At 46.1% G+C, this 12,660-nt stretch carries 12 protein-coding genes; all 12 read right to left on the bottom strand.

What is annotated here, in order from left to right; translation table 11 throughout:
* Nucleotides 1-275: 275 nt before the first annotated feature.
* The 12 genes from rlmD to H171_RS21765 all read right to left on the bottom strand — a co-directional run bounded on the left by rlmD (nt 276) and on the right by H171_RS21765 (nt 12,646).
* Nucleotides 276-1,646 (bottom strand): 23S rRNA (uracil(1939)-C(5))-methyltransferase RlmD, encoded by a 1,371-nt coding sequence (gene rlmD / locus H171_RS21825; protein WP_100307005.1) that lies wholly within the window; start codon nt 1,644-1,646, stop codon nt 276-278.
* A gap of 234 nt (nt 1,647-1,880) precedes the next feature.
* Nucleotides 1,881-3,551: a DEAD/DEAH box helicase gene (locus H171_RS21815; protein ID WP_100307003.1), complete on the bottom strand. Its 1,671-nt coding sequence runs from the start codon at nt 3,549-3,551 to the stop codon at nt 1,881-1,883.
* Nucleotides 3,552-3,776: 225 nt separating this feature from the next.
* On the bottom strand, nt 3,777-4,706 hold the full coding sequence (locus tag H171_RS21810) for a magnesium transporter CorA family protein (protein ID WP_100307002.1): 930 nt from the start codon (nt 4,704-4,706) through the stop codon (nt 3,777-3,779).
* Between the two features lie 190 nt (nt 4,707-4,896).
* On the bottom strand, nt 4,897-5,493 hold the full coding sequence (locus tag H171_RS21805; RefSeq protein WP_100307001.1) for a cytidylate kinase-like family protein: 597 nt from the start codon (nt 5,491-5,493) through the stop codon (nt 4,897-4,899).
* A gap of 16 nt (nt 5,494-5,509) precedes the next feature.
* The gene (locus H171_RS21800; RefSeq protein WP_100307000.1) at nt 5,510-6,172 is read right to left on the bottom strand and encodes an amino acid ABC transporter permease; all 663 of its coding nucleotides are present in this window, start codon (nt 6,170-6,172) and stop codon (nt 5,510-5,512) included.
* Nucleotides 6,166-6,900, bottom strand: a complete 735-nt coding sequence (locus H171_RS21795; RefSeq protein WP_100306999.1) for an amino acid ABC transporter permease — start codon at nt 6,898-6,900, stop codon at nt 6,166-6,168. Before H171_RS21795 ends, H171_RS21800 begins: the two co-directional genes overlap by 7 nt.
* Before the next feature lie 24 nt (nt 6,901-6,924).
* Nucleotides 6,925-7,815: a transporter substrate-binding domain-containing protein gene (locus H171_RS21790; RefSeq protein ID WP_100306998.1), complete on the bottom strand. Its 891-nt coding sequence runs from the start codon at nt 7,813-7,815 to the stop codon at nt 6,925-6,927.
* A 39-nt stretch (nt 7,816-7,854) separates the two neighbouring features.
* Entirely contained in the window at nt 7,855-8,586 is a 732-nt protein-coding gene (locus H171_RS21785) for an amino acid ABC transporter ATP-binding protein (protein WP_038284088.1), read from the bottom strand.
* Nucleotides 8,587-8,771: 185 nt separating this feature from the next.
* The gene (locus H171_RS21780; RefSeq protein ID WP_100306997.1) at nt 8,772-9,764 is read right to left on the bottom strand and encodes an ABC transporter ATP-binding protein; all 993 of its coding nucleotides are present in this window, start codon (nt 9,762-9,764) and stop codon (nt 8,772-8,774) included.
* Between the two features lies 1 nt (nt 9,765).
* The gene (locus H171_RS21775) at nt 9,766-10,785 is read right to left on the bottom strand and encodes an ABC transporter ATP-binding protein (protein WP_100306996.1); all 1,020 of its coding nucleotides are present in this window, start codon (nt 10,783-10,785) and stop codon (nt 9,766-9,768) included.
* Between the two features lie 16 nt (nt 10,786-10,801).
* Nucleotides 10,802-11,686 (bottom strand): ABC transporter permease, encoded by an 885-nt coding sequence (locus H171_RS21770; RefSeq protein ID WP_207655212.1) that lies wholly within the window; start codon nt 11,684-11,686, stop codon nt 10,802-10,804.
* 6 nt (nt 11,687-11,692) lie between these two features.
* Nucleotides 11,693-12,646, bottom strand: a complete 954-nt coding sequence (locus tag H171_RS21765; protein ID WP_100306995.1) for an ABC transporter permease — start codon at nt 12,644-12,646, stop codon at nt 11,693-11,695.
* Nucleotides 12,647-12,660 lie beyond the last annotated feature (14 nt).

Raw genomic sequence — 12,660 nt, 5'->3', positions numbered from 1 at the left:
CCAATGATACTCTACTATTAAATCCTTTATATTACAAGTTTTATTTGCCCCATTCCATTGTAGCAGTTCGCAGAACAATCCAATATCTCTGAATGATACCATTCGTCTTTCTAGTGGTCTTACACTATATCCGATTCTATTATCTTGTTTTCATGTTCTTTTGACGGCACTACCAATTTTACTCAATAAATAATGCGACCACCATTCAATTTTCTCTCTCAACATTACTTTAAAGTATCTATATTACAGAATTCTAACCTTTTACCAAAACTGATTTACTGAGTTTTCCTGGTTAGCAACACCACCGTCTCCACATGCAATCCCTGAGGAAACATATCACACCCTCTGACCTTCTTCACCTCATACCCTCTCTCAGCCAGGTACTTCATATCTCTTGCTAATGTAGCCGAATCACAGCTCACATACACCACTCTCTTCGGCGCCATCTTCACAATGGTATTTAAACACGCCTCATCACAGCCCTTTCTGGGAGGATCCACCACAATCACATCCGCATACACATGATTCTTCTCATACTGCTCCGGCAGAACTTCTTCTGCCTTTCCTACAAAGAACTCCACGTTATCCAATCCATTTAATCCGGCATTCTCCCTGGCATCCTCAATGGCCTGAGGCACGATCTCCACTCCATACACCTTTTTTGCCTTTTGTGCCAGGAAAAGGGAGATGGTTCCAATCCCGCAGTAAAGATCCCAAACTGTTTCCCCGCCGGTAAGTCCTGCATACTCAAGGGCAGTGCCATAGAGCTTTTCCGTCTGCACCGGATTCACCTGATAAAAGGAAAGGGGCGAAATGCGGTATTTCACATCTCCAATATAATCTGTAATATAGCCTGGTCCATAAAGGTTTTCCACACGGTCCCCTAAGATCACATTGGTCCTATCCTTATTGATATTAAAAGATATACTGGTCATACCCGGAATTTCCAGAAGACTTTTCACTAGTTCCCCACTGTGAGGCAGGCTTTTTCCATTAATCACCTGACAGACCATAAGTTCACCGGTCCGGAACCCTTTACGGATCAGGGTATGACGGATCATTCCCTTGTGAGTGGCTTCGTCATAAGGCATGAGGTGATACCGCTCCATATGCGCCTTGATCCGGCTTAGGACCTCCCGGTTTTCCTCTGCCCCCAGAAGACAATCCTCACAGTCAATGATAGAATGGGTGCGTCCCGCATAAAATCCCACAATGATGTTTCCATCCTTATCAAGTCCCCATGGAAACTGCGCCTTATTCCTATATCTCCATGGCTCGTCCATCCCCATGATGGGCAGCATGGGAACTTCAGGAAAGCCGCCGATCCTGGTGATATTGTTATAAATCTTCCGTTCCTTATACCGAAGCTGTTCCTCATAATCCATTGCCTGAAGCTGACAGCCGCCGCAGGGACCTGCAACCGGACATTTGGGTGTCACACGGTTTACAGACGGCTCTGTGATCCGCTCAAGCTTTGCAAACCCATAGGACTTCTTGGTTTTCATCACCTTTGCCTGGGCCTTATCTCCTATAACTGTATCCTTAATAAACCAGGTAAATCCATCGGTTTTACCGATGCCTTCCCCGGTTTCGCTCATATCCTCGATCATTACCTCTATCCGATCATTCTTCTTCCATTCTGCCATCATAAACCTCCTGTTTCCACATACCTGCTCCCAGACTGACTTTCGCGCCCTGCCCGAAGCATTTCCAGGCTCAAAACCTTATGAAGCCGGTACCATATACACATCTTGAACTTATTGTAACTTCTTTTTCCACAAGAAGCAAGAAAACCTTTTTCGTCCTGTGGACAAAAAAACGGGAGCAGGGTGGATCCGGTAAGACACTCTGTCTTCCTTTCTCTCCCAGCTCCCGGAAATTTATCTGCCTTTTCCGTTGGCTTTTTCCATATGGATATTTTTTCCTTTGATTTTAACATCCTTCATAGCCTGTAATACTGTGTCGGCACTTTCTCTTGGCACCTCTACGAATGTATACTTATCATACATATCAATGCTTCCGACCATCTTACCCGGCATACCGGACTCTCCTGCAATGGCGCCCAGAATATCTCCTGGCTTCACATTCTGGTTCTTTCCGATGTTAATGAACAGGCGGGCCATATCTTCTCTGGAAGAATCATTTCTTCCTCCCCGGCTATTTCCGTTTCTGCCGCCGCGGGCACGGTTTCCGCCGCCATATAGGCTTTCCAGATCATCAAGAGAACGAGGCTCTCTTGTATCAATGATATCCTCATTTTCTTCGCCCATCATCATTTTCAGCAGAGCTGCTGCCAGATCAAGGGAGGTATAATCCTCTTCCAAAAGCTTCTTTTCAATGATGTTCACCATCTTGCTTAAATCTGTATCTCCAATGGTGTCAGCCACATTTTCCAGAACCTTATCCACCTTAATGGCTGTTACGTCATTTAAGGAAGGGATTGTCTGAGGAATGATCTTGGTCTTGCAGTAACGCTGGATGTCGCGGAGTTTATAAACTTCCTTGCCCACTACAAAACTGAAGGCAATGCCCTCACGGCCTGCACGTCCGGTACGGCCGATTCTGTGGACATAATATTCGTCATCCTGGGGAAGGTCATAGTTAAATACGGCTTCTACGTCGTCTACGTCGATTCCACGGGCTGCAACATCTGTTGCCACAAGAATCTCTGTCTTACCGTTACGGAAGCTGTTCATGACCCTGTCACGCTGGATCTGCTTTAAATCTCCATGAAGTCCTTCTGCAAAGTAACCACGGCCCTGAAGAGCCTGTACCAGCTCGTCTACCTGCTTTTTGGTATTACAGAAAGCAACAGACAGCTTTGGTGCATACATATCAAGGAGACGGCACATAACCTCTACCTTGCTCTTAGGCTTTACCTCATAATAATACTGGGTCACCTTGGGAACGGTCAGTTCTTTCTTTACTACCTTAACGGTTACCGGCTCCTGCTGGAACTTCCTGGCAATTTCCATGATAGCAGACGGCATGGTAGCGGAGAACATAACCGTCTGACGCTCTTCCGGAAGCTGGCTTAAAATGGTTTCCATATCCTCCAGGAATCCCATATTTAACATCTCATCGGCTTCATCCATGACTACCGTATGAACGTGCTCGAATTTCACGGTCTTCCTGCGCATATGGTCCATAACACGTCCCGGAGTTCCGATAATGATCTGAGTACCGTCTTTTAAAGAACGGATCTGTTTTACAATGTCCTGTCCTCCGTAAATCGGAAGGACTTTCACACCGTGCATGTATTTTGCAAGCCTGCGGATTTCATCTGCCACCTGAATGGCAAGCTCTCTGGTAGGACAGAGGGCAACCGCCTGTAGCTTTTTCACCTTAGGATCGATCTTCTGCAACATTGGGATGCCAAAGGCTGCTGTTTTTCCGGTTCCTGTCTGAGCCTGCCCAACGATATCCCTTCCCTCAACCTGGACCGGAATGGCCTGGGCCTGGATCGGAGATGCCTCTTCAAATCCCATGTCTGCTACTGCCCGCAGAATTCTTTCATCTAACTTCAATTCATCAAATCTAATTGTTTCCATAAATGCTTGGTTCCTTTCTTACGGCCAACCGGCTTCCCATGTTGCCGACGGCCTCGCACACACTTTTCGCAAACAAAACGAGAGGTATCAGGCACGTTTCAGACCTTCATCCTCTCGCTTCACACAAAGATATACTATAGCAGATTTTTTTTTGAGTGTCAAGGGTAATGACTTGAATTTTCCATATCTTTTCAATAGGAAATAATTACCAAATCCCATAATTCCCTATCTTTTTAGCCAGCCGTTCTTATTAAAATACCATATCTCTATCAGAATAATGATAACGCTGATCGTCACACAGACCTGATAGCCGTACTGCCAGTTAAGTTCCGGCATATTTTTAAAATTCATGCCATACCAGCCGGCAATCAGAGTGAGGGGCATGAAGATCACGGTGACCATTGTAAGAAAGGACAGCACATGGTTCTGCTTCATATCTATATGCACCTGATACATTTCCCGGATCTGCAGGGCATATTCCCTTAATTCCTTTCCATGCTCTGTAAGCCTTGCCATACGGCCGGAAAACAGATGGAACAGTACACAGTCTTCATCCTTTAATAGTCCATTATAATTTTCTGTTAAGGTTTGGCTGACATTTAATAGTTGTCCATAGAAGGAAGAAATCTTTGCCAGCTCCTTCCTGGCCCTAAGTATGGCTCCCGGAACATCGCTCCGGTCTCTTTTTCCACTCATGATCCGGTCTTCCATTGCTGCCAGCTTTTCCTCATACTTCTGTAAGAATTCAATCTCATCCTTTACCTGATACTCCAGAAACTCAAAAAACATATGGGAAACACAGGTCTTGTCAAAGTACTGGATCCGCTCCATTTCGTGAAGTATTTTTTCCGCTTCTCCGCTGTCATCAATGAGTATAAGCCGGCTTTGGTCCATGTAATAGCCAAACACTACGGGCCTGCCCAGAAGCTCCTTTTTAACGGGGATAACAAGAGTTCCGATAACACAGCCCTTTAATAAGTCTGCCCTGCAATACTGCGCCCTTTCCATACTTTTCATCAGCAGATGGTCCTGATACTTCGTATGATATTCTTTCCAGTATTCTTCCTTGCTCATGATCTCCACAAGGGGCTCTCCTTCCGGAACCACCTCATCCGCTCTCACGGGAACCAGTCTTTTCTTTATTCGATAACGCACTTTCCTTTCCTCCTGCCGACGTATATTTTCAGGCGGTCAGGCTTCCTCACCCAATCCCTGCCAGCCTGTTCTTTTATCCAATTTTATCCCTGGTTATCCTCCATGTCAACAAAACAGACCATTTCAGCGAAAAACCGGGCATTCACCCGCATTTCGCCAAAATGGCCTGTATTTGCAAAAGCTTCCTATTCTATACACTATACAGCTGGTGCACAATCTCAGCGATCAGCTTTGCAGTTCCTGAAACTCCAAGAAGGGAAGAGTCGATCATTAAATTCTTATGCTCCGGATCACCTGGCAGATAACCGGCGTATTTCTTATGATAAGCGTTTCTGGCCTTATCTACGGAGGCGATCATTCGTTTCGCTTCGCTCTCAGTCATGCCAAGAGTGTTCACACAGTTTTCCAGCCTTTTTTCATAAGGGGCATAAATGAATATATTGATGTTGTTCTTTTCCTTTTCCAGTAAGTAATCCGAGCATCTTCCTACCAGGATGCAGCTGGACTTTTTGGCCAGATCCAGAATAATACCTTTTTGAACATCAAAAATAATGTCCTGGATATAAGTTTCGTCAGTTCCCAAAGGAAACATGCGGGGCAAAAAGCTTTGCTTTGACTTTTCTTCTTCATCGCTGACCGTGGAGACAGGAAGGTTTAACTGCTTTGCAACCTCCTCCACAATATCACGGTCATAGAATTCCACTCCCAGCTCTCTGGACAGCTCCTTGGCGATGGAACGCCCAAGGCTTCCGAATTCACGGGTAATGGTGATTGTAAACTTTTTCATAACGAGATGATCCTCCCTAACCAGTCACAATGGTTTTCTGATATCCCCTCACCGCGCAGCTAAGTGCAAAGCAGATGGTAAAATAGCAGAGAGCCTCAAAGCCGAATAAAAGCAGCATACCTCTGACATCGTAAATGCTTCCAAGAACAACGGAGCAGTTTCTCATAAACTCCGCCACATCGACCATCTTTAAGAAGGAAGTGTCCTTGATGATGGTGATCACCTGGCTGAGCAGAGCCGGAAGCACCTTCTTATACATCTGGGGAAGCACGATAAATATAAGAGTCTCTATGAAGCTGAATCCCTGAGACTGGGCTCCCTCGAACTGCCCCTTTGGAATGGAGTTTAAGCCCCCCCGGAATATTTCAGCCATGACCGCTGAGGTGAAAAGGGAAATCGCAAATACTGATACTCCTACCTTATTCCCCTTCACCGTAAAATAGATCCAAAGTATCCACAAAAGATTTGGGGTACAGCGAAAAAATTCCGTATAGGCAGCCACGAGCCCTCCTGCCCACTTCCATTTTCCTGATGAATAGGTCCTGATAAGAGCCAGGATCGTTCCGAAAAATGTACTGATAACGGTGGCAAGAACGGCAATCATGACCGTCATTCTCAAGCCCTTCAGCATGAAAGTCACATTGGCCGGTGTAAATATCTGATGAAATAATTCTAACATGCTGCCTCCTCATCTGCCTTTATATCAAGCGTTTTTGCTACGGGCAGCCGCATGGATCTGATTTCCAGATAACGGGCCAGCCTTGCCAATGGGAAACAGATGATAAAATACATCACGGCGCTTGTAAAATACGCCTGGGCAAAGTATCCCCGGTCAGCTCCCCAGGAATCCGTAAAATACATAAGGTCCATACCGGCCACCATAGCCAGAATGGAGGTATTCTTCACCAGATTCAGCGCCTGATTCGCAAGAGGCGGCATAATAATCTTTATAGTCTGAGGCAGAATGATATGATACATGGTTTCCAGATAGGAAAAGCCCTGAGACGAAGCTGCCTCGGACTGGCCTTTTGGTATGGCTTCAATTCCGGTCCTTATGACCTCTGATATATAGGCACCATGATAGACACCTACCCCGATCACGCCCAGTACGAACTTAGGAATCCTGAAACCTGAACTGGAAAATACCATAGGCAGCACAGAATAATAGCACAATACCTGCAAAGCCAGAGGCGTATTCTGTATGAATTCCACATAAATTCGTGAAATTATCTTTAATGGCTTAAATTTAGCCGTGGAAAACATACCAAATATCACTCCCAGGACCAGCGCAACGGCCAGCCCCACTAGTGATATTTTAAGCGTCATAAGAAAGCCCGGTATATAATATTCAGGAAATGCCTGAAACAGGGCATTCCAGCGTTTTGCATCAAAAAGACCTTTTATCATGTCATCTATCCTTTACATAAGGGTTTACTGCAGGCCCCATTTGTCCTGAAGATTCATAAGAGAACCGTCAGAAATCATGGAAGTAACTTTTTCGTCAACAAGAGCTGCAAGCCCTGCATTCTCTTTTGCTGCTGCAACACCATAATCCTGTTCCGCGAACCGGTCCTGTAAGATCTGGTTTCCGTCGTTTAAATAGCCGGCCAGAATCGCACGGTCTACGGAGAAGCAGTCGATCTGATTGGTTGCCAGCGCCTGAGCCAGTGCCGGGTAACCGTCAAACTCCTGGAACTGAGGATTTACCTTGTATCCCTTTTCATCAACGTATTTCTTAAAGCCGTCCTTTGTCGTAGAAGACTGGGCAACACCGATGATCTTGCCATTCAGATCTTCGATGGACTCGATCCCGGAACTCTTATTAACCAGAAGTCCTACCGCATCGGTAAAATATGGGGTGGAGAAGTTATAAGTTTCTTTTCTTTCCGGTGTAATGGTAAAGGTAGCGATAACCAGATCGATCTCACCGTTCTCTAAGAGAGGTCCTCTTGTCTTAGCGGTCACGCCCTGGAATTCTACCAGCTTCTTTTCTTTCGCTTCATCAGCGGTGCATCCGAAAATCGAGCCGGCAATCTCATAAGCCAGGTCATCTTCAAAGCCTTCATATTCTCCGGTTGCCGTATTCTGTAAGCTGAACTTTGGAATATCTGCCTTGCAGCCAACCTTTAAAACTCCGCGGTCAATAATTTTCTGTACGTCTGCTGCCGCTTTTTCGCCTGCTGCATCTGAGCCTTCCGCTCCTTCCTTTGCAGTTGATTCTGCCGGAGCAGCTGTGGTGGCCTCCGGAGCCTTTGCGCCGCATGCGGTTAAAGATGCCACAGTCGCAAAAGCAAGGGCAAGTGATAACATTTTCTTCATCATAATTGGTTCCCTCCTCATTAATATAATTTAATCAACATCCTAATGAAGGATCTTGCTTAAAAACGCTTTGGTCCGCTCATGTTCCGGACATTCAAAAAAGTGTTCCGGTGTTCCCTCTTCCAGGATATAGCCTCCATCCATGAAGATCACCCGGTCTGCTACCTGACGTGCAAAGCCCATTTCATGAGTCACACAGATCATGGTAATGTTCTCATGAGCCAGCTCCACCATAACATTTAAAACCTCCTGAACCATCTCAGGATCCAGTGCAGAGGTAGGCTCATCAAAGAGTATTAAGGGCTGTTTGGTGCATAAAGCCCTGGCTATGGCCACTCTCTGCTGCTGACCGCCGGAGAGCTGGACCGGATAATTTCCCGCCTTTTCCTTTAAACCGACTCGTTCCAGGCATTTGATGGCATTCTTCTTTGCCTCTTCCTTGGGAACATGCTGCAGCTTAATGGGTGCTAAAGTCAGATTTTCTAAGACAGTGAGATGGGGATATAAATTGAATTGCTGAAAGACCATGGAGGAATACTTTTTAGCCATTTCCAAATGGTTCTTTTTTGTTACTTCTGTGCCTGCCACGGTTATCTTTCCGCTGGTTGGTTCCTCTAAGTAGTTGATGCAGCGGATAAAGGTGGACTTCCCTGAGCCGGAGGGTCCGATGATGACCAGCTTTTCGCCCTCCTTTACTGTCAGGCTTATATCCTTTAAAACCTCTAAATCTCCGAAGTTCTTCTTTAAGTTTTCAACTTTCACCATATCTGGCATAATTCCATCCCCTTTCCTCTTATTTCTTGTTTATGTCTTTTGGACACAAGGCGTTCTTTATTTCATCCTAAAAATATGCAAAAAGACGCCTTAGAGTTTGAATGTCTTAAGCGTCTTTGCTTAGTCTTTTTTAATTGTTGTTATTATAAAAAGTTTTATTTGAAAAGTCAAGGATTATTTTCGTTTTATCCTTTAATTGGCAGACAAGAGCATGCCACAAAATGCCCGGATGAAACCTCTTTCATCTCCGGAATATCCCTGCTGCATTCTTCCCTGGCATACATACATCTGGTATGGAAATGGCAGCCGGAAGGCACTTGCATGGGACTTGGAAGTTCCCCATGAAGCATCAGCCGCTTTGACTTTGCAGAGAGCTGCGGATCAGCTACCGGTATAGCGGAAAGAAGGGCTTTTGTATAAGGATGAAGAGGATTTTCATACAGTTCGTCGCAGTCTGCGATCTCCACCAGCCGGCCCAGATACATGACGCCGATCCGTGTGGAAATATGGCGTACCATGGACAGATCATGAGCGACAAACAGATAAGTAAGCCCCATCTCCTCCTGTAAATCCTCCAGCATGTTCACCACCTGTGCCTGAATGGAAACATCAAGGGCCGAGATCGGTTCGTCACAGAGTAAAAATTCCGGTTCCACTGCCAATGCCCTCGCAATTCCGATCCTCTGACGCTGGCCTCCCGAAAACTCATAGGCATATTTGTACATGTCATCCGGCTTCATTCCAACCTTTTTAAGCATCTCTTCGATTCTGCCGTCCATCTCGCTTGCCGCTATGCCAGACACCGCCGCCATGGACTCTCCAATGATCTCCCGCACATTGTGATGAGGATCCAGGGCGGAATAGGGATCCTGGAAAATGATCTGCATCTGCCGGTGGATAGGTAGTAACTTACTGCCCTTTACCCTGGTGATATCCTGCCCCTTAAACAGGATAGACCCGCTGGTGGGATCGTACATACGGATTAAGGTCCGTCCTAAAGTGGATTTCCCGCAGCCGGATTCTCCTACCAATCCAAAGGTTTCCCCTTTTCGGATGGTAAGATTCACTCCGTCCACTGCCTTTACCTCTGCCTTCTTACGACCGAAAAAGTCCTTGGCAGGAAAATATTTACAAACCTCCCTGGCTTCCAGCAGGATTTCCTGGTTCCTGTTATCCATATCAGTCTACCTTCCTTTCCCTTGCATCCAGTTCCTCTGCTGAAAAGATACACATGGCTCTCTGGGTGTCCGAATATACCCGGTACTTGGGAATTCCCTTTTCACATTGTTCACAGGCAAATTTACACCGCTCAGCAAACGGACATCCATCCGGGGGATCGATTAAGGACGGAGCCATTCCCGGGATTGGTTCCAGCCGCTTCCGGTCCCCTGTCTGAGGTTTGGGAATTGCCTGAAGGAGGGCTCTGGTATAGGGATGCTTAGGCGAATAAAAGATTTCTTCGGTAAGCCCCTCTTCCATCATAAGTCCGCCATACATAACCATGATCCGGCGGCTTAAGCTTGCCACCACACCCAGATCATGAGTGATGAGTATGATACTCATTCCCGATTCATCCTGCAGTTTTTTCAAGAGTTCCAGGATCTGGGCCTGAATGGTAACATCAAGAGCCGTAGTCGGCTCATCTGCGATCAGCAGCTTCGGCCGGCAGCAAAGGGCCATAGCAATCAGCACCCTCTGTCTCATACCTCCGGAAAATTCATGTGGATACTGATTCAGTCTCTTTTCCGGAGACGGGATTCCCACCTGTTCCAAAACTGCAATTGCTTCCTTCTGAGCGGCACGCTTATCCATTCCCCTGTGGCGTTTCAACACCTCTGTCAGATGAAAACCGATGGTTCTCAAAGGATTCAAAGCCGTCATGGGGTCCTGGAAAACCATGGCGATCTCTTTTCCCCTCATCTTTCTTTGCTGATCCGGTGTCATTTCAAGTATGTTCTTATCCATAAATAATATCTGGTCCGCAGTGACCTCTGCATTTTCCGGCATCAGACCCAGGATAGATTTCATCAGAACGCTTTTACCGCTGCCTGATTCCCCCACAACAGCCAGAATTTCCTGATGGCCCGCATAAAAGCTTACGCCGCGAACCGCCTTTACCGATTTCCCGTGGGTGCGGAAGGTGGTATGCACATTTTGGACGGACAGGATTTTATCATTGTTTTTCTTTATCTCTTCCAATTCCTGTTTCCTCCCTTTATTCTTTTTCGTCGTTCATAATTTTCGGTTCCACGAAAACCCGGAGCAGATTTCCCAGCTTATTAAAAGCAAATATCGTAATGATGATCAGAAGTCCCGGGATCAGTGCCATGTAAAAGGTATTCTGCATGGTTCCCTGGGCGTTTTGTAAAAGGCTTCCCCAGGAAGACATCGGCTGCTGGATACCAACTCCCAGGAAGCTTAAGGATGACTCTGTCATAATTGCATTAGCCATGCTTGTGGTCGCTGAAACTATGATCGTAGGAAATACGGAAGGGATGATATGGCTAATAATAATTTTCCAGATACCCACACCGGAAAACTCAGCATAAAGGATGAACTCTCTTTCTTTAAGGGAAAGGGTCTCGGCCCGCACCAGCCTGGCAATCTCCATCCAGGTAAAAAAGCCGATGACCAGAATGATGGACTTTAATCCTGGCCTTAAAAAGAGGCTGACAACGGTAACAAGGATCATCCACGGAATCGAATACAGGACGTCTACAATGCGCATGAGAACCATATCCACCATTCCTCCGCAAAAGCCGGAAATGGTTCCCACCGCCACACCGATGGTAAGGCTTGTTAACATGGCCAGAAATCCAACCAGCAGGGAAACCCGGCCACCGTAGATAACTCTGGCAAAATAATCCCGTCCAACTTCATCGGTCCCGAACCAGTGTCCGGCTGACGGAGGCTGAAGACGGTTTGCAATATTGGTAGCATTAGGTTCCACAGGAAGAAGGGGTGCAATGAGTGCAAATAAAATGATTAGTCCCAAAAGAATCAGGGAAATGACTGCCGCCTTATCATGCTTTAATGCCAGGAATACGCTGTCCACTCTCACGGACCTGCTCTTCTTTTTGTTCACTTCGTTTCTTTTCATCTTCTGTCACCCCATTTCCCTGATTCGCGGATCCGTGATACAGTAAAGGATATCCGACAGAAGGTTACCAAGAATCACGAGGGAAGAGGATAAGACCAGTATGATCATGACGATGGGATAATCCATGCCCTGGATCGCCTTGATAAAATAAGGTCCGACACCCGGCCACCCAAATACGGTTTCCGTAATGATGGCTCCTGTTACCAGCAGCTGAAGAGCCATGCCCAGCCTTGTAATAATGGGAAGTAGGACGTTCTTACAGACATGTTTAAACATGATTTCTCCTCTGGAAGCACCAAAGGCCCGCTGAACCAGCACATAGTCCTCAGAAAACTGGGTAACTGTGGAAGAACGGACGAATTTAACATTGGCCGGTAAAAATGTAAAAGTAAGGGTGATAAAAGGCATAATAAAATGCCTTAGAAAATCCGCCACAGAAGCTTCCTTTCCTACGGAATGCATTCCTACAATGGGAAGAAGCTTAAGCTTATAACCCAGGACAAAAATCAAAAGCATGGAAAACCAGAAGGAAGGAACGGCGATCGCTACGGAAGAGATTCCGTCGATCACTTTGTCTGCTGCCTTATTCTTGTGGGAGCCTGCCAAAAGCCCCAGGATGATTGCCAGAATATAAGCGGTTCCATAGGCTGGTAGAACCAGTTTTATGGTGTTTGGAATCCTCACTGCAAGATCCCCGGCAATGCTTTGCTTGGTTACGATGGAATATCCAAAATTCCCGTTCAATATCCCGTTCAGCCAGCGTAAATACTGGATGAACAGAGGCTTGTCGTACCCATATTTGGCCTTAATCAATTCAATTGTTTCCGGAGACATCTTTGGTGTTGTCATTGCATCAATGGCATTATACGGTGCAAAATGCATCAAAGCAAAACATAGAATTGTGATTAAAAGGACCATGGGTATGGCTGTTAATATCCGTCTTAATATATATTTCGCCATATGGTTTCTCCTTA

The sequence above is a fragment of the [Clostridium] celerecrescens 18A genome, from assembly GCF_002797975.1.
Classification (GTDB): Bacteria; Bacillota; Clostridia; order Lachnospirales; family Lachnospiraceae; genus Lacrimispora; species Lacrimispora celerecrescens.
This window is presented reverse-complemented; position numbering and strand designations above follow the sequence as displayed.